The organism is Thauera sp. K11 (assembly GCF_002354895.1).
Lineage (GTDB): Bacteria > Pseudomonadota > Gammaproteobacteria > Burkholderiales > Rhodocyclaceae > Thauera > Thauera sinica.
Window position 1 is genome coordinate 23,599 of sequence record NZ_CP023439.1, and the last position, 21,927, is coordinate 45,525.

At 68.8% G+C, this 21,927-nt stretch carries 21 protein-coding genes and 2 pseudogenes; 11 read left to right on the plus strand and 12 right to left on the minus strand.

What is annotated here, in order from left to right; all coding sequences use genetic code 11:
- Positions 1-201: 201 nt before the first annotated feature.
- From CCZ27_RS00125 to CCZ27_RS00140, 4 genes are all read left to right on the plus strand, one after another.
- Positions 202-1,212 carry a glycosyltransferase family 2 protein gene (locus CCZ27_RS00125; RefSeq protein ID WP_198363230.1) on the plus strand — a complete coding sequence of 337 codons (1,011 nt, stop codon included), beginning with the start codon at positions 202-204 and terminating at the stop codon, positions 1,210-1,212.
- Positions 1,209-2,882, plus strand: a complete 1,674-nt coding sequence (locus CCZ27_RS00130; RefSeq protein ID WP_096444818.1) for a glycosyltransferase family 39 protein — start codon at positions 1,209-1,211, stop codon at positions 2,880-2,882. The genes CCZ27_RS00125 and CCZ27_RS00130 overlap by 4 nt, the downstream gene beginning before the upstream one ends.
- Entirely contained in the window at positions 2,879-3,310 is a 432-nt protein-coding gene (locus tag CCZ27_RS00135) for a GtrA family protein (protein WP_096444819.1), read from the plus strand. The genes CCZ27_RS00130 and CCZ27_RS00135 overlap by 4 nt, the downstream gene beginning before the upstream one ends.
- Before the next feature lie 94 nt (positions 3,311-3,404).
- Positions 3,405-3,845, plus strand: coding sequence for a c-type cytochrome (locus CCZ27_RS00140; RefSeq protein ID WP_096444820.1), 441 nt, complete (start codon positions 3,405-3,407; stop codon positions 3,843-3,845).
- Positions 3,846-3,958: 113 nt separating this feature from the next.
- On the opposite strand, the gene CCZ27_RS00145 is transcribed toward CCZ27_RS00140, so the two are convergent.
- The 10 genes from CCZ27_RS00145 to nosZ all read right to left on the minus strand — a co-directional run bounded on the left by CCZ27_RS00145 (position 3,959) and on the right by nosZ (position 13,754).
- On the minus strand, positions 3,959-4,591 hold the full coding sequence (locus tag CCZ27_RS00145) for a nitrous oxide reductase accessory protein NosL (protein WP_096444821.1): 633 nt from the start codon (positions 4,589-4,591) through the stop codon (positions 3,959-3,961).
- A 141-nt stretch (positions 4,592-4,732) separates the two neighbouring features.
- Positions 4,733-5,107: a toxin-antitoxin system TumE family protein gene (locus tag CCZ27_RS00150; protein WP_096444822.1), complete on the minus strand. Its 375-nt coding sequence runs from the start codon at positions 5,105-5,107 to the stop codon at positions 4,733-4,735.
- Positions 5,104-5,376, minus strand: a complete 273-nt coding sequence (locus tag CCZ27_RS00155; RefSeq protein ID WP_096444823.1) for an MJ0235 family protein — start codon at positions 5,374-5,376, stop codon at positions 5,104-5,106. The genes CCZ27_RS00150 and CCZ27_RS00155 overlap by 4 nt, the downstream gene beginning before the upstream one ends.
- A gap of 3 nt (positions 5,377-5,379) precedes the next feature.
- Positions 5,380-5,919 (minus strand): nitrous oxide reductase accessory protein NosL, encoded by a 540-nt coding sequence (locus tag CCZ27_RS00160; protein ID WP_232516505.1) that lies wholly within the window; start codon positions 5,917-5,919, stop codon positions 5,380-5,382.
- A gap of 38 nt (positions 5,920-5,957) precedes the next feature.
- The gene (locus CCZ27_RS00165; RefSeq protein WP_096444825.1) at positions 5,958-6,773 is read right to left on the minus strand and encodes an ABC transporter permease; all 816 of its coding nucleotides are present in this window, start codon (positions 6,771-6,773) and stop codon (positions 5,958-5,960) included.
- A gap of 11 nt (positions 6,774-6,784) precedes the next feature.
- On the minus strand, positions 6,785-7,729 hold the full coding sequence (locus CCZ27_RS00170; RefSeq protein ID WP_096444826.1) for an ABC transporter ATP-binding protein: 945 nt from the start codon (positions 7,727-7,729) through the stop codon (positions 6,785-6,787).
- Entirely contained in the window at positions 7,701-8,972 is a 1,272-nt protein-coding gene (locus CCZ27_RS00175) for a nitrous oxide reductase family maturation protein NosD (RefSeq protein WP_096451989.1), read from the minus strand. The genes CCZ27_RS00170 and CCZ27_RS00175 overlap by 29 nt, the downstream gene beginning before the upstream one ends.
- Before the next feature lie 26 nt (positions 8,973-8,998).
- Positions 8,999-9,424, minus strand: coding sequence for a transcription regulator (locus CCZ27_RS00180; protein WP_096444827.1), 426 nt, complete (start codon positions 9,422-9,424; stop codon positions 8,999-9,001).
- A gap of 29 nt (positions 9,425-9,453) precedes the next feature.
- Positions 9,454-11,631 carry a NosR/NirI family protein gene (locus tag CCZ27_RS00185; protein WP_096451991.1) on the minus strand — a complete coding sequence of 726 codons (2,178 nt, stop codon included), beginning with the start codon at positions 11,629-11,631 and terminating at the stop codon, positions 9,454-9,456.
- 170 nt (positions 11,632-11,801) lie between these two features.
- Positions 11,802-13,754, minus strand: a complete 1,953-nt coding sequence (gene nosZ / locus CCZ27_RS00190) for a TAT-dependent nitrous-oxide reductase (protein WP_096444828.1) — start codon at positions 13,752-13,754, stop codon at positions 11,802-11,804.
- A gap of 229 nt (positions 13,755-13,983) precedes the next feature.
- Here nosZ and CCZ27_RS00195 point away from each other — a divergent pair, with 229 nt between their 5' ends.
- The 4 genes and pseudogenes from CCZ27_RS00195 (at position 13,984) to CCZ27_RS00210 (ending at position 18,294) form a co-directional block, all read left to right on the plus strand.
- Positions 13,984-15,273, plus strand: coding sequence for an ATP-binding protein (locus CCZ27_RS00195; RefSeq protein ID WP_096444829.1), 1,290 nt, complete (start codon positions 13,984-13,986; stop codon positions 15,271-15,273).
- Entirely contained in the window at positions 15,270-15,812 is a 543-nt protein-coding gene (locus CCZ27_RS00200; RefSeq protein ID WP_096444830.1) for a response regulator transcription factor, read from the plus strand. The genes CCZ27_RS00195 and CCZ27_RS00200 overlap by 4 nt, the downstream gene beginning before the upstream one ends.
- A 101-nt stretch (positions 15,813-15,913) precedes the next feature.
- Positions 15,914-16,804, plus strand: coding sequence for a DMT family transporter (locus CCZ27_RS00205; RefSeq protein ID WP_096444831.1), 891 nt, complete (start codon positions 15,914-15,916; stop codon positions 16,802-16,804).
- Between the two features lie 162 nt (positions 16,805-16,966).
- A pseudogene (locus CCZ27_RS00210) lies at positions 16,967-18,294 on the plus strand (ferredoxin reductase family protein).
- Positions 18,295-18,536: 242 nt separating this feature from the next.
- Here CCZ27_RS00210 and CCZ27_RS00215 read toward each other — a convergent pair.
- Both CCZ27_RS00215 and CCZ27_RS00220 read right to left on the minus strand, forming a co-directional pair.
- Positions 18,537-19,268: a hypothetical protein gene (locus tag CCZ27_RS00215; protein ID WP_096444832.1), complete on the minus strand. Its 732-nt coding sequence runs from the start codon at positions 19,266-19,268 to the stop codon at positions 18,537-18,539.
- A complete protein-coding gene (locus CCZ27_RS00220) occupies positions 19,265-19,624 on the minus strand; it encodes a hypothetical protein (RefSeq protein ID WP_157748385.1) in 360 nt (119 codons plus the stop codon). Before CCZ27_RS00220 ends, CCZ27_RS00215 begins: the two co-directional genes overlap by 4 nt.
- 812 nt (positions 19,625-20,436) lie before the next feature.
- On the opposite strand from CCZ27_RS00220, the gene CCZ27_RS23180 reads away from it, so the two are divergent.
- The 3 genes and pseudogenes from CCZ27_RS23180 to CCZ27_RS24670 form a co-directional block, all read left to right on the plus strand.
- Entirely contained in the window at positions 20,437-20,967 is a 531-nt protein-coding gene (locus tag CCZ27_RS23180) for an AAA family ATPase (protein ID WP_157748386.1), read from the plus strand.
- 45 nt (positions 20,968-21,012) lie between these two features.
- The gene (locus CCZ27_RS23185) at positions 21,013-21,264 is read left to right on the plus strand and encodes a hypothetical protein (protein ID WP_157748387.1); all 252 of its coding nucleotides are present in this window, start codon (positions 21,013-21,015) and stop codon (positions 21,262-21,264) included.
- 459 nt (positions 21,265-21,723) lie between these two features.
- Positions 21,724-21,879: pseudogene (locus CCZ27_RS24670) on the plus strand (ElyC/SanA/YdcF family protein); the annotation flags it as partial.
- Positions 21,880-21,927 lie beyond the last annotated feature (48 nt).

Below are 21,927 nucleotides of genomic sequence, written 5' to 3' on the forward strand. Positions count from 1 at the left end.
CCGCTGCAGGCGGGAAGACGGCCCACGGCGCGCGAGGCGGCGAAGAGCGGCCCACCCGGGATGCGTGCCGATGCCGCCGCGAAAGGCGGGCGGTTCCGGCGCAAAACGGCGTAACGTTGCCGCTCGGTCGCGGTGCCCTGGAATGGTTTATCGTGCACAGCCATCGCTCCCGATGGGAGTGTTTTTCCGGATCGTTTCCCCGTGTCGAATATCGACTCCCTCGACGCCCATTCCCATGCGGCGTCGTCTTCCGCAGCGCCCCCCCGGCTGTCGGTGGTGATCCCCCTTTACAACGAGAGTGGTTCCCTGGGTCTGCTGCACCAGCGGCTTTCGACGGTGCTCGAAGGCATGTCGCTGACAGCGTACGAGATCGTCTTCGTCGATGACGGCAGCCGCGACGACACCTATGCCGAAGTGGCGGCACTGTGCGCGATCGACCCGGCGCTGAAGGCGATCCGCTTCGCGCGCAACTTCGGCAAGGAGGCGGCGATGGCCGCCGGGCTGCGCGCCGCCGCCGGCGACGTGGTGGTGCTGATGGACGGCGACCTGCAGCATCCGCCCGAACTGATTCCCGAGATGCTGGCACGCTGGCGCCAGGGCGCGATGATGGTCACCGCGGTGCGCCGGTCGCGCGATACCGACCCCTGGCTGCGGCGCCAGCTCTCGCGCGCGTTCTACGCCTTCTTCCGCAAGGTCTCCGAAGTGGCGCTGGCCGAGGGCGGCGGCGACTTCCGCGCGTTCGACCGCGCGGTGGTCGATGCCATCAACAGCCTGCCCGAGCGCACCCGCTTCATGAAGGGCATCACCAGTTGGGTGGGCTTCCGCCAGGAGGCGGTGGAGTTCGAGCCGGAAGAGCGCGCCGCGGGCGCCTCCGCCTGGTCCACGCTGCGTCTGCTGCGCTATGCGATAGACGGGCTGTCGGCGTTCAGCACGCTGCCGCTGCGGGTGTGGTCGGTGATCGGCCTGGCGATGGCGGGGCTGTCCGGGCTCTACGGCATCGGGCTGGTGGTGCGCACCCTCATCTTCGGCACCGATCTGCCGGGCTATGCGTCGATCATGGTGTCGGGGCTGTTCCTGTCCGGCGTGCAGCTCATCAGCCTGGGCGTGCTCGGCGAATACATCGGCCGCATCTTCACCGAAGTGAAAGGGCGGCCGCTGTTCCTGGTGGCCGAGCGCATCGGCTTCGACGGCGACCGGAAACCGCGCCGATGAGCGTATCCGCGCAGGCGTCCGCCGGCATCGCGGGGGGAGGCGGCGCTGCCGCCGCGGCCACGGCGGAGCCGGCCCGGCGCCGGGCGCGCCGCCTGTCCCTGCTGCTGCTGGCCGCCACCGGCGTCTTCATCCTGCTGACCTTCGATCAGCACGGCCTCAGCAACGACGAGGAAGTGCAGCACGTCTACGGACGGCTGCTGGTCGATTTCTACGCCTCCGGGCTGAGCGACCTGCATGCCTTCCAGTACAAGAACCTCTACCTCTACGGCGGCCTGTTCGATCTCATCGCCGCCCTGATCGAGCGCAGCGGGGTGGTGGACGCCGCCGGGCCGGACGTGTGGAACATGCGGCACCTGCTGTCGGCCGCCTTCGGGCTGGCCGGGCTGGCCGGCACCTGGCTGCTCGCGCGCCGCCTGGCCGGGGAGTGGGCGGCGCTGGCGGCGCTGGTGGTGCTGCTCGTCACCGGGGCTTGGTCGGGCGCGATGTTCACGCATACCAAGGACATCCCCTTCGCCACCGCGATGGTGTGGTCGCTGTACTGCATCGTGCGCGTCGCGGCGAGCCTGCCGCGCCCCTCGCGCGGCGACGTGGTGGGGCTGGGGATCGCCCTGGGCTGCGCGTTCGGTCTGCGCATCGGCGCGGTGTTCGCGGTGTTCTACCTCGGCGTGACGCTGCTGGCCGCGGCGGTGCTGCGCGAGGGCGAGGGGCCGGCGGCGCGTGCGGCCGCGTTCGGGCGCTCCGTCGTCGCGCTGCTGCCGGCGGCGCTGATCGCCTTCGCGCTGATGGCGCTGTTCTGGCCGTGGGCGATGATGTCGCCGGGCAACCTGTGGAAGGCGATGACCACGTTCTCGCACTTCTCCTTCCTGCTGCACACCATCCTCGCCGGCAAGGTCATGGCCAACGGCGATGCGCCTGGCTACTACTTGCTCGCCTACCTGCTGGTACGCCTGCCGGAGATCTTCCTGCTCGGCCTCGCGCTCGCGGCGCTCGGCGGGCTGCGGGCGCTGCCGTCGCTGGCGGGGCCCGCCGCGCGGCGCGCGGCGCTGCCCTGGCTGCCGGTGGTGCTGGCCGCGCTGTTCCCCATCGGCTACACGCTGGCGGCGTCGCCGCCGCTGTACAACGGCATCCGCCATTTCACCTTCCTGCTGCCGCCGCTGGCGGTGCTGGCCGGCGCAGGCTTGTTCGCCGCATGGCGGCGCGCGGCGCGCTGGCCGCGCGGGCGCATGGCGGCGCTGGCCGGCTGCATGCTGCTGGCAGCGGGCAGCGTGATCGGCCTGGCGCGCCTGCATCCCTATGAATACGTTGCCTACAATGGTTTCGTCGGCGGCCTGCGCGGCACCGCCGAGCGCTGGGAGCAGGACTACTGGGCGGACAGCCTGCGCGACGCCGCGGAACAGTTGAATGCCTTCGTCGCGCGGGAAGGCCATCCGGAGCGCCGCTACACGGTGGCGGTGTGCGCCGAATCTCTGCAGGCGGCGGTGTGGCTGGACCCGCGGCTGACGGTCACGAAGGATTGGCGGATCGCCGATTTCTTCCTGTCGCCCACCCACATGGACTGCCACACCGCGCTGAAGGGCGAGATCATCGGCAAGGTGGAGCGCGAAGGCGTGACGCTGGCGGTGGTGCGCGACCGCCGCATGCTGGCCGGCGAGGAGCGCAGGCCGCGATGAGCAAGCCCGGCGGCCTGCGCCGCTTCATCCGCTTCGCCGCCGTCGGCGCGGTCGGCACGCTCGCCCACTACGCGCTGCTGCTGGTGCTGGTGGAAGGATCCGGTGCCAGCCCGCTGGCCGGCGCGACGGCGGGCTTCGTGCTGGGGGCGGTGGTCAATTACACGCTCGCCCGCCTGCTCGTCTTCGATTCCGACCGCGCGCATGCCGAGGCGCTGCCGCGCTTCTTCGTGGTGGCGGCGATGGGCCTGGGGTGGACGGCGCTGCTGATGACGCTGTTCGTCGACTTCGCCGGCCTGCACTACCTCGCCGCGCAGGTCGTCACGACTGCGCTGCTGCTGCTCTGGCACTACGCCGGCAATGCGCTGTGGACGTTCCACCGGCGGACGAAGCCGGCCGGCAGCCGAAGCCCGGCACGCGGCGGAAATTGACACGTATCAATCATTCTTTTCCGGGGCGCCGCTAGCATGGCGACCCATTCCCGCCAATGTGTCCGTCCAAGCGCGGGCCCTACGGAGAACATCGATGAAGAAATCCAATCTCATTCTCGCTGCGGCACTCGCCGGCCTGCTGTCCGCCTGCGGGCAGGATTCGGGCCAGCAGCCCGCCGCACCGGCGGCCGCTCCTGCGGCGCCTGCCCCTGCTCCCGCTCCGGCCGCTCCCGCGGCGGCGCCGGCTCCCGCACCGGCTCCCACCGCGGCCGCACCGGCAAATGCCGTCGGCGAAAGCGTCTACAAGAAGACCTGTGCCCTGTGCCATTCGTCCGGCGTCGCCGGCGCGCCCATCCCGGGCAACAAGGACGATTGGGAGCCGCGCGTCGCGCAGGGCAAGGACGTGCTCTACAAGCATGCGATCGAGGGCTTCACCGGCTCCAAGGGCATGATGCCGCCGCGCGGCGGCGGCACCTCGCTGACGGATGACGAGGTGAAGGCCGGCGTCGACTACATGGTTTCCAAGCTGCAGTAAGCCGCACCCGCCTCGTATCCGGCTCCGGACGGGAGATCGCAGGATCTCCCGTTTGCGTTCACCGCCGCGCAAGGCGGGGCGTCCGCGCCGTCGGATGCGATCGCCCGGGCCGGTCAGTGGGTGTGGCGGGCGTGGTTCTGGTCGCGCAGCGAGGCGAGCAGGGGGGGATCGATACCGTCGAAGCGGACGGTGCGGCCACCGTGTTCCGCCACGAAGGCCGCTGCGCCCGCCTCGTCGGCGAAGGCGGGCAGGTCCGGGCCGCGCATCGGGCCGCGGGCCGCCGAACCGGTGACGAACACCGCCTGCCTCGCGTCCACCCAGCCGCGCCCCGCATGGTCGGACACGTAGAGGGCGGCCGCCCGGGCGGCATCGCGCGCCGCACCGAACCGTTCGGGTTCGGCAAGGAACAGGAAGAGATCCACCGGCGAGTCGAAGAAAAGCGCGCCGCCGTCATCCAGGATCAGTTGCGCCGCCCAGCGCGGGAAGCGCGACGGGTACATGCCGCATACCGCGCAGCGCGCGTCGGCCGGGATCGGGCGGGCGTCGTGGATGCCGAGGCCGGACGCGGGGTCGTAGGGATGGACGGCGTTCGTGCGCGTCGCCGGAACGATGCAGACGTCGGTTTCCGGCGGTTCGAATGCATCGGCATGCGGGCGTGTCGCGTGCTGCCATAGCAACGCCGCGGCGAGCAGGGCGCTCGCCGCGGCCGCGTTGATCAGCAGGAGCTGCACGCCGCGGGGGCTCACCGGGCTACCTTCCCCTGACGGGCTGCGGTGCGAGCGCCTTCGGGCGGCCGGGCGGCGCTCACTGGACTACCCTCCTGTCGCTGCGCGACATCCTCCCCGAGGGAGGATGAGCGCCCCCTTCGGGCGGCCGTGCGGGGGCGCTCATGCCGTCAGCGACGAGAGCCGCGGGTCGGCCAGGAGGGCGCTGACGACTGCGGCCACGTTTGCCGCCGGGGCGGCGTCGGGGCTGGTCAGCGGGTCGGCCACCACGCGGCCGTCGGGCAGGTGCAGGTGGTTGGGGCGCGTGCCCAGGGCCGGATGCACCGGCGCCGTGTCGATTCCCATGTCGAGGATCCCGCCGCCGCCGGACACCTGCCAGCGCAGCGAGTAGGCGTCGCGCGCCGCGTAGCGCACGGTCAGCGTCGTGCCGCCGGGCAGGGGGACGATCAGCGCGTCCTGGGTCAGTTGCGGCGGCGCGGCGAGGCGGTCGCCGAATTCGTGCCCGATCGCGGCGAGGAGTTCGGGATGCAGGCTCATCGGCGGTTCGCCTCCTGCAGGAGTCCGTTCAACGCCTCGCGTGCGGCCTGGTGGGTGTCGGCCAGGATGCGGGCGGCGAGGTAGTGTTCGTAGGCGGGGTGCTCGGCGACGTCACCGGCGGCGATGCGCCGCAGCAGCGCTTCTTCGTCCGCGGCGCCGGCGGCTTCGAGCACCCGCCGGCGGTTTTCGCGCGCCTCGTAGACCAGGCGGGAGAGCTGCTGGGTGTGCAGGGCGGCCTCCGGCTGCAGCCGGCCGTAGATCGGGTCCATCGTTCACATCCTCTGATCGTGCAGGGCGCCGCCGTCGAGCGCCACCATGCCGGGTTTGACGTCCTCGAAGCGCAGCAGCGTGCCGCCGTAGGTTTCGATGAACGTCTTCGCGTCGGCTTCGCTGCCGAAGGAGGCGATCGTCGGCCCCATCGAGCCGTGGCGCTTGGAGCCTTGTACATAGACCGCGCGCCTGGCGTCGATCCAGTGGCCCTTCGGGTTGTCCCAGTCGGCCTTGCCCATGTCCTGCACGTACAGCGCGACGACGCGGCGCGCCTGCTCCGGGTTCAGGTAGATCGAGAACATCTCCACCGTGTCGCAGAAGAATTCGGGCTGGACCTGTCCGTCGTAGTGGATCTGCGCCTTCGGGCCGGGGTAGTCGGCGAGCACCATGCCGTCGAGCGCGCAGCTCGTGCTGGCGTCGATCTCCACCGCTACCACGTTGTTGCTGCCCGTCGTGTCGGGGCCGCAGGCGGCGAGGAAGCCGGCCGCGGCCAGCGTCGCGAGGGCGAGTCCGAACCGGCGTCGGCGTGGGGGGAGGGGCAAGCGGTATGTCATCGTCGGGCCTTCTCTGTCATGGGTCTTTACTTGCGGAATTTCCAGGCGGCGATCGCCAGCGGCAGTGCGATCCAGCCGAGCATCACCGCGCCGAGCAGGGCGGGGCGGGCCAGCGCGGGCGGAAACACGGTGGCCAGGCCGTACAGGGTGCGCACGTCCTCGAGCGCGAAGATGTTCAGGATGCGGAACACGTCGGCCGGGTTCGCCAGCAGCAGGTAGGGGAAGATCTCGCCGCCCGTCTGCCCGCCGGTGACCACCAGGGCGCCGAGCAGCAGCAGATCGAAGATCAGCACGAAGAAGAACCACAGCGCGATCGCGACGCCGGAGGCGCGCGTGCGGTCGCCGGCGAACACCGACACCATCACCGCGAGGCTCAGGAAGGCGCAGCCCAGGAGCACCGAGCTGAGCATGAAGCCGAAGTAGTGGAACAGGGCGGCGAGGTCGAGCCGGGCCGCCAGCACCACGCCGACCAGCCCGAAACCGGCCACCGTGGAGAAGGCGAGCGCGGCGGCCAGGCCGAGATACTTGCCCAGCAGCAGTTCCAGCCGGGTGATCGGCATCGACAGCAAGAGGTCCAGCGAGCCGCGCTCGCGCTCGCCGACGATGGCGTCGAAGCCCAGCACCAGCGCGATCAGCGGCACGAGATAGATCACCAGGCTCACCAGGCTGGCGATGGTGACCTCGATCGAGCGAAAGCCCACGCTGCCCTGCTGGGCGGCACCGAAGTAGGCGATCGACAGCGCGAAGGCGGTGAACACCAGCGCCACCGCCAGCACCCAGCGGTTGCGGATGCGGTCCCAGAACTCCTTGCCGGCCACGGTGGCGATCTGCGCGAATTCCATGTCCCGCCCCTTCAGTCGGAAAAGCCGAAGAACACGTCTTCGAGCGAGGGCTCGCGTACCGTCAGGTCGCGCACCTTGCCGTCCAGGCTCGCAAGCGCCTCGATCACCGCCATCTTGGCGTCACGCCGGCACTGCACCGCCACATGGTCGTCGCGCGCCTCGACGGCGCCCACCGGCAGATGGCCCAGCGCCGCGCGGACCGCGGCGAAATCCTCCGGCGCCACGCGCACGGTGAACCACAGCGGCAGGTCCATCTGCTCGCGCAGCGCCTGCACCGTGCCGCAGGCTTGTATCTTGCCGGCGGTCATGATCGCGAGCCGGTCCACCCGTTCCTGGATCTCGGCGAGGATGTGGGAGGTGATCACCGTGGTCACGCCCGTGCCCTTCAGTTGCCGCAGGATCGCGTAGAAGCTGCGGATCGCCTCCGGGTCCAGGCCGGTGGTGGGCTCGTCGAGGAACAGGATGCGCGGGTTGCCCAGAAGCGCCTGCGCGAAGCCCAGGCGCTGGCGCATCCCCTTGGAGTATTCGCGCACGCGGCGCCTGGCCGCTTCGGCCAGCCCCACGCGTTCGAGCAGGGCGGGGGCGCCGGCGGTGGGCACGCCCTTGAGCCTGGCGAAGAAATGCAGGGTTTCCAGCCCGGTGAGGTTGTCGTACAGCACGACGTTCTCGGGTAGGTAGCCGATCTTGCGCCGCACCGCGCGGAAGTCGCCGTTGCCGGCGACCGCGGCGCCGTCGATGCGGATCTCGCCCGCGCTGGCGGGGATCAGGCCGAGCATCATCTTGAACATCGTGCTCTTGCCGGCGCCGTTGTGTCCGATGAGGCCGAAAAGCTCGCCCGCGCCGATCTCGAGGTCGACGCCGTCGACCGCGCGGATCGGCCCGTAGTGCTTCTTCGCGCCGCGCGCGACGATCACCGCCGGCGAGGCTTCAGTCCGGGCGGGGGAAGTGTCTTCCAAGCCATTGGCTCCAGTTCGGGTTGTGCGGCTGCATGCGCGGTTTCGGATCGACGATGCTCGGCGCGCGCAGCAGCGGGAACTGCTGGCCGACCAGGCGCAGCGTCTGCACCGCCGGGCTCGCCAGCAGCAGCTTCATCATCGGGTGCCGCCACGACAGCCGGTCGACCAGGTCGTTGGCCTCGTACCTGACGTCGCCGAAACCGTCGCCATTGCGGTCCCACCCAAGATAGTTGCTCCAGTGGTTGCCTTCCTTGACGCCCCACAATTCGTCGCGTGCGCCGACGTAGCGTACCTGTTCGCGGTTGGCGATGAAGTCGTTGTTCTCCACCTGGTTGTTCTTGGAGCCGGCCCACAGGTGCACGCCGACCACGTTGTCGACGATGGTGTTGCCGCGCAGCGTGTTGTATTCGGCGTCGTAGATGAAGAAGCCGCGCTGGTTGCCGGCGACGACGTTGTTTTCCACCACCGCGTCCTGGATCGTGCGCAGCATGATGCCGTGGTCGGAGTTGGCCCAGGCGCGGTTGTTGCGCACCACCTGGTCGCGCACCTCCATCAGTGCCAGGCCGCCGCGGTTCATCCACACGTCGTTGTCCTCCCACAGGTTGCGGTAGGAGTTCATGTAGTGCGTGCCGTAGCGGCTGTGATGCAGCCGGTTGCCGCGGAAGACGGCGTCGTGCGTGACGTCCACGTAGATGGCGTCGCGCACGAAGCTCACGTGGTTGCCGATCACCTGCGCGCGCAGCGTGTTGTAGAGCTGGATACCGTTGCCGCGCTGCGAGCTCTGGTAGTCGCGCTTGCCGGTGACGAGGTTGCCCTCCACCCGCACGTCGTTCGCCTGCTCGATCCACAGGCCGAACAGGTTGTAGGCGAGATCGCAGTTGCGCACCACCGCGCGGTGCGAACCGGGATACACGTAGATGCCCGCGTTCTGGTCGCGCAGGCTGTCGCCGGAGTTCGCCACGATCAGGCCCTCGATCGTGACGTCCTCGGCGGTGATGCGGATCGTGTCGCCCTTCAGGCCGCCGGAGAGGGTCGGCCGGTCGAGGCCGCGCAGCGTCAGCGGCTTGGCGATGCGCAGGTTTTCCTCGTAGCGTGCGCGTTCGATCTCGATCACGTCGCCGGGAGCGGCGCGCTCGATGGCCGCCTGGATCGATCCGCCCGGCGCCACGCGCAGCGTCGCCGCCGCGGCGGGCGTGCCGAAGGCGGCGGCGCAGGCGGCCAGCAGGCCCAGGGCGGTGCGCAGGTGGCGGCGGGGCGCTGCGGCGGCGCTCACAGCACCAGCAGGCCGGCCCACTTGAGGCCGATGAACAGCGCTGCCCCGATCAGCAGGTTCTTGAAGCCGACATAGCAGATCATGTCCATCAGGCTGGCGCGGCGATAGCGGCGGCCCCACCACGGCCCTTCCTTCACGTAGGGCTTGGAGCCCATGCGCACGGCGATCTCGAACACGCTCCAGCCGAACCACCAGCCGATGATCGCCGCCGGCGCCAGTTGCCCCAGCGCCGCCAGCACCCAGGCCAGGCTCGCGGCCACCGCCAGCGCCAGCCCCGCGGCCTGGATAGCCCGCTGGCGCTGGAAGCCGCTGCGGCTCCACGGCCACAGATGGTCCCATGTCTCGGCGGCGAGCCGTGCCGCCGCGCCGTTCGACGCATAGGGCGGCGTCATCGGTTCGGTCATGCTGCGCGGGTCTGCCATGTTCGCGTCCTCCTCGGGTGGCCGGTTCGTCAGGCTTGCTCGGCCGGGACCGGCTTGATGGGGATGTAATAGCCGTCGCGGCCGATCGGCGTCAACGGCAGCCCGGCCTTGGTGCGGCGCTTGCGTTCCTGGGCCAGCGGCGGGCAGGCATGTTCGTCCGTGTATAGCACCATGCAGTCGAGGCAGTGCATGCATTCCCGGTGGTCGATGCGGCCGTGCTCGTCGATCGCCAAGGATCCGCAGCCTACCGCACAGGCTTTGCAGGTGCTGCATTCCTGCTTGCGCCGCAGGCCGAACCAGCGGAAGGTCGAGGGCATCGCCAGCGCGCCGCCGAGCGGGCACAGGTATTTGCAGAACGGCCGCTCCATGAAGATCGACAGCGCCAGAATGCCGGATGCGAACAGCGTGTACGGCCAGCTACGGTTGAACAGCCCGACCAGGTAGGTGGTCTTGAACGGCTCGATCTCGGCCAGCTTCTCGGCCAGTCCCATCGAGAACATCGATACCGCGAGCAGCATGAAGAAGGCGGCGTACTTCACCCACTTCAGCCGGTCGTGCCACTTCATCGGCAGCGCGAACTGGAAGCGCCCGAGGCCGATGCTGCGCGCCACCTTGTACAGCAGTTCCGACAGCGAGCCGAACGGGCACAGCCAGCCGCAGAACAGCCCGCGGCCCCACACGAAGGTGGTGACGATGATGAAGATCCAGAACAGGAAGATGAACGGGTCGGTCAGGAACAGTTCCCACTCCCACTTGAACAGCAGGGAGTGGAACCACGTCAGCACCTGGGTGATCGACGGCTGCGCCAGCAGGCCGAAGCCGACGAAGCCGATGCTGATGACCCAGGCGGTGTACTTGAACGCGTTCACCGGCCACTTGTTCTTGCGCGTCGAGCGGCGCGTCAGCGCATCGCGGCTGGCATACACGGCGGCGACGGCGATCAGCAGCGCGGCGAACAGCGCGATCTCGGCGGTGCGCGACTTCCACACCTTCAGCCACGGCGCGTCCGGCTTGACGACCGTCGGCCGGCCGCCTTCCATGTAGCGGCCGGGCACCCAGTATTCGTCGCTGAAGCTGACGAAGTCGCGATGGCCGGTCTCGCGGTCGAGCTTGTTGGCGAGGAAGACCAGGCTCCACGGGTAGGCGGCGCTGAAGCCCGGATCGCGGATGATGAAGATCGCCGATTCCTTGTAGCCCGGCGCGCCCGCCGCCTTCAGACCCCACAGGTTCAGGTAGTCGAGGTCGCGGAAGGTGTAGGCGTCCATGTCCTGGGCGACCTGCACGCGGTCGTAGATGCCGCCGCGCACGAAGCCCGAGCCCTTGAACGAGTCGGTGCCGCTGGACACGATGAAGATCGCATGCTCGCCGGGCTTCAGGCGCGACATCAGGCTGGCGTAGCCGTCGCTGCCGAGCAGGCTGCGGCCGACCGAAGGCGTGTTCAGGTAGCCGTAGTACATGTCGACGTAGGGCTGGCCGGCGCGCGGCATGCCGAGCTGCTCGGGCCGCACGGTGAGCCGGCGGACGCTGCCTTCTTCCATCAGTTGGGCCCAGTCCGGCGTGTCGCCGACCGGCGCGAAGCGGATCTGCGGCTTCGGCTCCACCTTCAGGATGCCGACCTGGCGCGCGATGGCGACGCCCGAGCGCATGATCACCTGATTCTCGGCGATCACGGTGACGGTGGCGCCGGTGATCGCATCCAGGCCGATCACGCCTTCGTCCGCATGCCCCTTGCCGATCTCGATCTTGTCGCCGACGAACCGGCCCAGGTACTGCTTGATGAACTTGGTCAGCACGCTCTCCGGGATGCCCAGCAGCAGGATGGGTTCGCTGTGGCGCAGGATGCGCGTGCCGGTGATGATGCCCTTGGTGTCCATGCCGATCAGCGTGATCACCGGCTTGCCGGAGTAGGCCGGGATGTCGACGATGTCGGTCGACAGGAAGGCATAGCCCACCAGCGTCTTCCGGTCTCCCTCGCTGCGGTAGGCTTCGACGTAGGCGGGCTTGCCCTTGCGCGGGGAGAAGCTGTCGGCGCCGGGCACGACCTCCTCGCAGGGTACGTGTCTGCACAGTTCGGGGTCGGTGTTGAGCTCGGCGGGCAGCGGCGCCTCGTAGGCGCCCTGGGCGCCGGCGGCAAGCGGGGAGAACAGGGCTGTGGCGGCGAGCAACGCCCCCGCGGCAAGGCTGCGCAGGGCGGAGATCGGATTCATGGCACGGTCCATCAGTAAAGGATGATGCAGTCTAGGAACTGCCTCCGGCCCTGTAATTGTTTCGTATCAATTTATCGGCGGGCCGGAAAAACAAGGGGTTGCGATGCGCATGAACGCAACGGGGGCGCAAGGGGCGGATACCCCTTGCGCCCCCTCGTACGATGCCGCGCTCAGGCTTCGACGATCATGCGGCTGCGCATCTCCAGGTGCAGCGCGTGGCAGAAGTGCGTGCAGTAGCACCAGTACACGCCCGGCTTGTCCGCCTTGAAGGTCACCGACTTCGTCTCCTGCGGGTTGCAGATGAAGTTGACGTTGTACTTCGGGATGGCGAAGCCGTGCGTCAGGTCTTCCACCTTGTCGAGGTTGGTCAGGATGACGGTGACCTCGTCGCCGACCTTGAGCTTGAACTCGCGCGGCTCGAAGGCGGGCGCCTGCGAGGTGATCCGCACGGTGACCTTCTTGCCCTCGCGGAAGATCCCCGCTTCCTTCATGTCCTTGGTGGCGTTCGGGAAGTCGTCGAGGTTGTAGACCTGCTTGGGCGACAGCAGCTCGCGCTTGAAGATGATGAAGTCGTGCGGTTCGGGGCGAACCGGGTGGTCGGCCACCAGGACCATCTTCTCGCCCGAGATGTCGACCAACTGCTCGGTCTCGGCGTGCAGCGGGCCGACCGGCAGGAAGCGGTCCTTCGAGAACTTGCAGCCCACCGCCAGCCACTGGCCGTCCGCGAACATCGTCTCGGACTGCGAGGCGTTGATGTGGCCCGGCTGGTAATGCACGTCCAGGCGATCGACCACGTACTGCACCGCCTTGTCGCCGGCATGGAACTTGATTGCCGCATCGACGTTCCACTTCACGATCTGGCTGTCGAGGAACAGCGTGGTGTAGGCGTTGCCGCGGCCGTCGAAGGCGGTGTGCAGCGGGCCCAGGCCGATTTCCACCTCGGCGACGATGGCCTTGTCGAGTTCGGGCAGGTTGCCGTCGAACCACTCCAGCACCTTGGCGAGTTCGATGACGGTGGCGGTCGGCGACAGCTTGCCGGCGCAGATGAAATACTTGCCGTCCGGGCTGGCATTCACGCCGTGCGGGTTCTTCGGCACCGACACGTAGGCGGTCAGCGCCGTCTTCGGATCGGCATTGGCTTCCTTGGTGCCGTCTACCACGGGCACCTTGGAGGTGCCGTAGGTCTTGAACTTGCCGTCCTTCACCGCCTGCTCGATGCGGGCGATGTTGAAGAACAGGCACGAGTCGCGCTCGGACGACATCATGCCCTCGTAGCGGAAGCCGCCCTCGGTGTTGTACTGGTTGGTAGCGGCGAGCTTGCCATCGTACGACGTGGCCGCGAGGTCGCAGTTGCCGTCGATCAGCACCTGCCAGCGCACTTCCATGGTCTCGGCATCGACGCACGAGAACAGCGTGCGGTATTTTTCCGGCGATTCGAGATCGCGCCCGTCGTTGGGCAGCGGAATGTGGAACTCGGCGCCGCAGAACACGCGGGTGGTGTAGTTGATCGCCGGATCGACCGGGTCGCGCTTGTCCGGGAAGATGCCGTGGAAGCCCTGCACGTTGGGCAGCTCGGTGATCTTGTCGCAGATGAAGTAGTCGAGCCGGATGCGCGCGATGCGGCTGTTGATCTTGTCGTTGATCCACGCGTAGCGGCCGTCGTAGTTGCCGTCCTTGTACGAGGCGTGCGTGTGGTGCGTGTCGGCGACGGTGTACTTGAGGCTGCCGTCGGGCTTGGTGCCCATCACCGCCTTCGATTCGTTGGTGATGCCCCAGCCGACCAGCGCGTCCGGAGCGAAGCAGGGTACGCGGTGGATCTCGCGTCCGGACGGAAGGCCGAGAACGCGGAAATCGCCGGTGTGGCCGCCGGACCACAGGCCATAGTAGGTGTCGAGTTCGCCTGGTGCCAGGTGCGGGTTGTGGCCGGCGTGCGCGGCGGCCGGCGCCGCGGCGGGAGCCGGTGCGGCAGGTGCCGACGCGGCCGGCGGCGCTTCCTTGTTGCAGGCGGACAGGCCCACCGACAGCCCGGCGCCCGCAAGGCCGGCGAGCGCCGCGGTGTTGAGGAATTTGCGTCGGCTCGGGTCGGGCATCTCGCTACCCGGGTTGATCGTTGCGTCGCTCATGGTGTTATCGCTCCCTTTGCAGAGGTGTCGGTGCTCGCCGAATCCCGGACCGGGCAGGCCGCCGGCGCAGATGCGAGGCTTGAATGCTTGCCTGCGACAATCCGTCCTGTGGCGTTTTGTCGCACACGCATTCTAGGAACTGGCGCATCTCCGAACCTTGATGTAAAGCAAGGACGGCGAGCGGCAGGTGCCGCAAACAGCGACTCTTCAACCCTCCGCGCCAGTCCTGATGATTCCGAACGAGTGCTCCCTGCCCGACGGGCCGGCGGCCGATGGCCGCACCGATCATGCCCGCCTGCTGCAACTGCGCTGGATGTCGGTGCTCGTCATGGCGCTGATCGCGCTGCTGGCGCTGCCGCTGCTCGCGCCGGCGCAGCCCGTGCGCCCCCTGCTGGCCATCACGCTGCTGCTGGCGGCCTTCAATCTCGCGCTGCATGCCGGGGTGGCCGGGCGCCTGCCGGCGCGCGGCGGGGCGCTCCTGCAATTGTCGGTCGATCTGGTCGCGTGGGCCGCGTTCCTGTACTTCGGCGGTGGCGTCACCAATCCGGCGATTTCCCTGCTTCTTCCCATCGTCGCCGTCGGCGCGGCAGTGCTGCCCGCCGCGCGCGCGTGGGCGCTCGCCGCCCTCGCGGTGGCCATCTATTCCGCCCTGTGGCACTACCACGAGCCGGTCCGGCTCGCCGACGCGGACCTCGCGATGCACCTGCATCTGGCCGGCATGTGGCTGAGCTTCGCGTTCTCGGCGGTGACGGTGGTCTGGTTCGTGTCGCGCATGAATGCGGCGCTCAGGCAGCGCGAGCGCGATCTCGCCGCGACGCGCGCGGAGCGCGCCCGCGATGCCTACGTCGTGGGGCTCGGCAAGCTCGCCGCCGGCGCCGCCCACCGCCTGGGAACGCCGCTCGGCACGCTGCGCATCCTGGTCGACGAACTCGGGCGCCGCCGCGACATCCCCGCCGACGGCCGCGAGGATCTGGCGCTGATGCGCGAGCAGATCGAGCACTGCAAGGCCATCCTCAACAGCCTGACGCGCGAGGCCGGCCAGCAGCGCGCCGAAGGCGGCGGCACCGTGGCGGCCTGCGACTGGCTGGAGGCGGTGGTCGAGCGCTGGCGCAGCCTGCGCCCGCGCGCGCAGGCCGTGCTGGCCTGCGGCGACGACGTGCGGACGGCCCGCCTCGTCGCCGACGCCAGCCTGGGCGAGGCCCTGCACAACCTGATCGACAACGCCGCCAATGCCGGCATCGCCGCCGGCCGCGCCGGCGAAGCGGTGGAGGTGACGGCGGCCCGGGGCGTGGAAGGGCTGGTGGTGGAGGTCGCCGACCGCGGCGCGGGGATTCCGGAGGATGTGCTGGCGGTCGTGCGCCGGGGGCCGCTGGAGGCGCGCCCGGCCGGCATGGGGGTGGGGCTGTTCCTCGCCCACGCGGCGATCGAGCACCACGGCGGCGCGCTGGCGTTCCGCCCGCGGCCGGGTGGTGGCACCATTGCGCGTTTCAGCCTTGCCCTGCAGGACGACACGAGATGAGCCCCCAGGATCAAGCCCCCACGCTGCTCGTGGTCGATGACGATCCCGCCTTCAACCGCGTGCTGGTGCGCGCGCTCGGCCAGCGCGGCTTCGACTGCTACGGCGCGACCGACAGCGAGGGCGCGGTCGAACTCGCCCACGACCACATGCCCGAATTCATCGTGCTGGATCTGAACATCGGCGGCGAATCCGGCCTCAAGCTGATCCGCCCCCTGCTCGAGGCCAGCCCGGGGGCGCGCATCCTGGTGCTGACCGGCTACGCCAGCATCGCCACCGCGGTCGATGCGGTGAAGCTGGGGGCGACCCAGTATCTGGCCAAGCCGGCCGACGTGGATGCGATCATCAAGGCGTTGCGGGCCGAGGACGTCGTCATTGGCGACCGCGCGCCCGAGGCGCCGATGTCGGTCGACCGGCTGGAGTGGGAGCACATCCAGCGCGTACTCGCCGAGCACGGCGGCAACATCTCCGCCACCGCCCGCGCACTGCAGATGCACCGCCGCACGCTGCAACGCAAGCTGGCCCGCCCGCCCGGCGGCTAGGCGAGGGCGCCCGCCACCGGCGGGAAGCGGCGGCGGACGGCCACGGCGCGGCGCGATGCGCTACGATCGCGCGCTTTCCTGCGCCAAGAGCCGACCCGCCCATGAATTCGTCCGGACACCATCTGAAGGCCGACCTGATGCTGGTGTTCACCACCTTCATCGCCGCCGCGGGCTGGATCTTCTCCAAGGAAGCGCTGGGCGGGCTGCCGCCGCTGCTGTTCATCGGCCTGCGCTTCGTGCTGGCGGGCCTCGTGCTGGCGGTTTTCGCGGTGCCGCAACTGCGCGCGCTCGACCGCCGCGGCCTCTGCCGCGGCTTCCTGATCGGGACACTGTTCGCCTGCGCCATAACGCTGTGGATTCTCGGGCTGCAGCACACCCGGCACCTCGGCGAAAGCTCCTTCATCGCCAGCCTCGGCATCGTCCTGGTGCCGGTGTTCGCCCGGCTGTTCTTCGGCGAACGTCCGCCGGCAAGCACCTGGGCCGCGCTGCTGCCGGCGCTGGCGGGCTTTGCCTGCCTGTCGCTCGCCCATGGCTTTCGCGTCGAGCCGGGGCAGTGGTTCTTCCTCGGTGCGGCCGTGGTGTTCGCGCTGTTGTTCAACGTCAATTCGCATGTCGTGCGCAACGTGCCGGTACTGGTGCTGAGCACGCTGCAGATGCTGGTCGTGGGCCTGCTCGTGTTGCCCACCGCGCTGTGGTTCGAGCGCTGGCCCGAACAGGTGCCGGCAGCGGCGCTGGGCTGGCTCGTCGCCAGCGCGCTGATCGCCACCACGCTGCGCTTCCTGCTGCAGCTCTACGGCCAGAGCCTGACCACCCCCAGCCACGCCGCCGTCATCCTGATGCTGGAGCCGGTATGGACGGCGATCGCCGCCGCCTGGTGGTTCGCGGAAACGATGACCGGCCTGCAACTGGCAGGCTGCGCGCTGATCTTCGCGGCGCTGCTGATCAGCCGCTGGAACTGGGTACGCGGCCTGTTCAAGGGCCGGCCCGGCTGACCGCGCGCAGCGCCGGCCCGCCGCCGGCCGGCGGCGGGGCCTCTACCTGACGATACAAACCGGGCGCGGCGGGTGGGCATAATGTTGCTGCATGCAACTGGTTCCGCGCCTTTGCCGTCGCACGCCCGCTGCGCCTCGCGGGGCACGGAGAGGAGAAAGAAGATGAGGAACATCAAGCTGGTGTATGCCGGATTCATCGCATTGCTGAGCCTGCTGTGGTGGATGGCCGATCCTCTGCTGCCGAGCGGCTACGGGTACTTCGCCCTGCGCAAGGTCGCGGTCAACTACACCGGCGTCCTCGGCATCGGCGTCATGAGCGCGGGGATGATCCTGGCGCTGCGCCCGGTGAGCCTGGAGCCGGTGCTGGGCGGCCTCGACAAGGCTTACCGGCTGCACAAGTGGCTGGGGATCACCGGACTCGTGGTGGCCATCGTCCACTGGCTGTGGGCCCAGGGCACGAAATGGGCCGTGGGCTGGGGCTGGCTGGCGCGTCCGCAGCGCGGCCCGCGGCCGGAGCAGACCGACCCGTTCCTGCGCTTCCTGGACGGGCAGCGCAACCTGGCGGAGACGGTGGGCGAATGGGCCTTCTACGCCGCGGTCGTGCTGATCGTGCTGGCGCTGGTCAAGCGCTTTCCCTATCGCCTGTTCTTCAAGGTCCACCGCCTGCTCGCGCTGGTCTATCTGGCGCTGGTATTCCATGCGGTGATGCTGATCCCCGTCGGCTACTGGACGCAGGGCATCGGCCCGGTGATGGTGCTGCTGCTGGCCGGGGGCACGGCCGGCGCGGTGGTGTCGCTGCTGCGCAAGGTCGGACAGCGGCGCAAGGTGGTGGCCGAGATCGAGGAACTGGCCCATTTCCACGACAACCGCGTGCTGAAGGTCGGCCTGCGCTTCCAGGGACAGTGGCCCGGCCACGAGGCGGGCCAGTTCGCCTTCATTACCTTCGACCCGGCCGAGGGCGCGCATCCCTTCACCATCGCCTCCGGCTGGCAGGGCGACGGCAGGCTGTTCTTCCTCATCAAGGGTCTGGGCGACTACACGTCGCGCCTGCCCGACCTCCTGCACGTCGGCGACACCGTCATCGTCGAGGGGCCGTACGGCCGTTTCGCCTTCGACGGCCGCAGGCAGCGCCAGATCTGGGTGGGGGCGGTATCGGCATCACGCCCTTCATCGCCCGCCTGCAGGCGCTCGCGGTGGAATCCGACGGCAAGGCGGTGGATCTCTTCTACAGCACCAGCGCTCCCGACGAGGATTTCATCGGCCGCGTGCGCCGCGCCGCGGAGGCGGCCAAGGTACGGCTGCACGTGCTGGTGTCGGCGAAGGACGGGCGGCTGGACGCCGCGCGCATCTGCAAGGCCGTGCCGGACTGGGCGGGGGCCGACGTGTGGTTCTGCGGTCCGGCGGGGTTTGCGCAGTCGCTGCGCGAGGGCTTCGTCGCGAAGGGACTGGCGCCATCCGACTTCCACCAGGAACTGTTCGACATGCGCTGAGAGGAGCGCGGCGGTCCGGCGGCGCCCGGATTCGCGGTCGTTCCGGAGGATTCCGGACGGCGAGCGCTCCTCGCGTCTGCCGGCGCTCGGCCGGGAGACCTCGTGATCGCTCGCAGGTGGATGCCTGCAACCGGCGCTTTGGCGTTCCAGGCGCGGCCCGTGCGGTTCGGAAATTGCGCGGCCGCCTCCTGCGGAACGGGGTGCCGGCGCCCCGTTCCGCAGGGCGTTCGGCGCCTCTTGCCTCAAGCCCGGCGCCGCAAAGCCTGGTTGGCCGCCGCCGCGTCCGCGTGCAGCAGCCCCAGTGCGTGCATCCGCTCCAGGCTCCAGCCCTTGCCGCGCAGGATCAGGCGTGTGTTCAGGTCTTCCCGCAGCGGGGAAGCGACCTCTGTGCCGAGATAGTGGAGCCGCTTGTCGCGGATGGCGACGTAGCCCAGCGGATGGCGGCGGCCGAGCGCCTGCCACAAGGCGTGCGCGCCGGTCGACTGGCGGGCGCCGCTGAGGAGGCAGAAACCCGTGTCCAGCCCCCATTCGTAGACCGCGGTGGCGATCCCGCGCCCCTGGTAGGCGGAGGCATACCTGGAATGGGGCGAGCGCATGTGGCGGTCGGTCAGGCGGTCGACCTCGATCAGGCGGTTGAAGACGGTGTAGCCGGCGAGCCGGCCGCGGGCGGCGTCCTCGACATAGACATAGTGCTCACCGTCCGCTTCGCGGTGGCGGAAGAGCAGGTCGGGGAAGGGGAAGGGCAGGACAGTGCAACGTTGCAGCGCATCGTCTGCACCGTGCAGGCGGCGGTGCAGGGCGTCGAGTTCGGCCTCGATGGCCTCCTGCGGGTGCTGGACGTCGATGCGCAGCTCCATCCGCGGCGCCCGGCGGATGCCTGCGGCGCAGGCGGCAAGCGCGCCGCGCAACCGGCGCAGGGGCGGTGGCTGGGGGTAGGCGAGCGTCGGCGGAAAAGGCAGGGCGAACGTCGTCATGGCCGGCCCCGCATCGGTGCGCCGGCGGAATGTCCCGGCATCGGCTCGCCATGCTCCACGGCCCGGATCGATCTTTCGATCCGCAGGTCCGCATCGGCGAGGAGCGTGTTCGTCTTGCCCTTGCCGGTCGCGCGGAGCCGGCCGGCGAGAAGGGCGGGGCCGAGCGAACCGGCGGCGTGCGCCAGGCGGCTCCGGCCGGACGGTGCCGTTCGCCAGCAGGTTTCGGCGACCCGGTCGAATATCGCCGGATACGCCGCTTTCCGGCGGCTGCCGTCTTCGCCGCACCAGCGGACCGGCTGGCGGAGTCCGCCGTTGGCGTGGTGCTTCTCCCCAGCGGGATTTTTCTCGGGAACCATGGCATCTCCCATGTGCAAGTGCGCCATCGCGAACGGGCGCATGCTTCGATTGCAGTCCGGGTGACGAAGATCCCATGTCCCGCTGCGGGGAAATGGCCTGGGGCCAGCCGTTTTCACGGCTTCGGATCGGAACGGGAAGTGGGTACCCGCGGCTGCACGCTGAACAAGGCGCACATCGGGTGCGCCCTGGCAAGGTGCCGTGCGGGGAGGCCGGAAGCTCAGCTCCGGTGCCGGCCCCGCACGGCCGGGGAAAGCACGGCGGGAGACCCTGTCGTCTTGAAGTCGAGCTGCATGGCGAACCCGTACTGCGGCGATGCGTCACGCCCCCTGCCGCGCACGCGGCCGCCCACGCACTGCGGTGCGCGCCTGGCGGCGTTGCGATGGGCGGGAGGCAAGATCATGCGCGTGGAGTCCAAGGGAAAGCGGCATTGTAGGCCAGCCTGCGGGCGGGGTGGAGTTCACGGACGGCAGCACGTCCGCCACGCGTGTCCGTCTTTTCGCACGAGCGCTCCGCCCGCTCGCAGGAGGTGCCCTTCCTTCCGCGGATGGCCGATTCCACGGTGCGCCGGAAGGCGTCGCGGAACGCGGGGGGAGGGTCGACGTTGATCACACGTTTAAACGTTGATCGTTCGGCAAAGGCCCGTGAACACTAGGTTTTGCAGGGAAATCGTGCCACGGCCTTCGTGGGAATCGCTGGACGCGCCCCCAATGTTCAGACTGGAGGTACGCCGGAGATCATGGACCAGTCTGTGTCCTCACGCCTACCGCCCGTAAACTGTATCGTTGTCCGTATTCTTGTTTTGAACACAACCGTGGCCAGCTTTCCATACCAGCGTATCAACATAGTGGGTGCTTCCGGCTCCGGAACCACGACCCTGGGGCGGGCCCTCGCCGCCCGGCTCGGTCTTGGCTTCGCTGACGCGGACGATTTCTACTGGAAGCCCACCACTTCGCCATTCCAGGAGAAGTTCGACACTGGCCTGCGCCTGGGGATGATCCTCGACCATCTGAGGCAATTCGATGGGACCGTCGTTTCCGGTTCGGTTTGTGGCTGGGGTGCGGAACTGGAAGATTCGTTTGATCTGGTGGTGTTCCTCTTACTGCCTACGAGCTTGAGACTTCAGCGGATAGAAGCGCGGGAAACCGCCCTCTTCGGCGGCGCAAATCCTGCGTTCCTGACATGGGCTGCCCAGTATGACGAGGGAAAACTGCCGGGACGCAGTCGCGCGCGCCACGAGGCTTGGCTCGCTAGCCGGCAATGTCGCATCTTGCGATTCGAAGGCGATCAAGAGGTGGCGCAGCGTATCGAGCAGATCATGGAGCACGCCGCTCGTACCGCATAGTTGCCCCAGTTGATGCGGTTGAGCCGCCCCCGGTCGAACTTGGGGGTGGAACTCCCTGCGCTCTTTGCGGATCTTGTCGGCGACTTCGTCGGCAACAAGGGTGGGGGAGGTGAAGATGAAGTCCAGTTTGTCGATCTTTTCCAGTTCGGCCTTCAACGCCTCATAGGCGTACATCGAAAAGCACGAGGCCGCGATCTTCAGTCATGGCCCTGGTCGGATGGTTTGCTTGAGGTCGTCGTCCTGCAAGCGGCTGATGTCGTCGATCAGTTCCATCATGCTCCCCTTATGCTTGCTTGACCCATTTCGCACCACGCCCTTTGCCGGTTGATTCGATCAGTCCCTCTGATTTCATCGCCCGCAGTACCAGCCGCACCATGTCCCGGCTCGCACCCGGGCAGGCATCCTCGATCTCCGAAATCGAAAACGGCAGGCTGCGCCCCAGGACTTCTGCACGCACCCGGTCGCCCTTGCTGCCGCCCCCGCTCCTTACCCAGCGAGCGCAGGGTGGCCGCCTGGGTGCCGTCGAAGCGCAGCGCAGCGAGGGACTCGGGGGTAAGCGAGTGCATGGCAATGTAAGCCCAGGCCGTCTCAACGGGGTAATCATGGCTTTTAAATAGGGTATTCTCCTTTTGAATACCTCATTAACTTCATTCAACTACCCTGTTTCCACGCCTGTAGTGCAGGCCATAGGGCCTTGCGGAGGGATGCCGACATGCCTGACAGGGGGCGAGGGATTCTTGAGGCTTCAGTGAAGCCGGCGTCATGGCCGACTACCTGGCGGAGCGGCAGCAGGTACCACGCGCAGCCATTCTCTTGGACGAGCACGGAGACAACACCGAGGCGACAGCTTGGAACAGCGCTGCCATCATGAAGTCGCGCGGCCTCAAGACCGCCCTGGTCGTCACGCAGTATTTCCACATCACCTGCAGCCGCTACGCGCCGCTGGCGTGGAAACGGTCC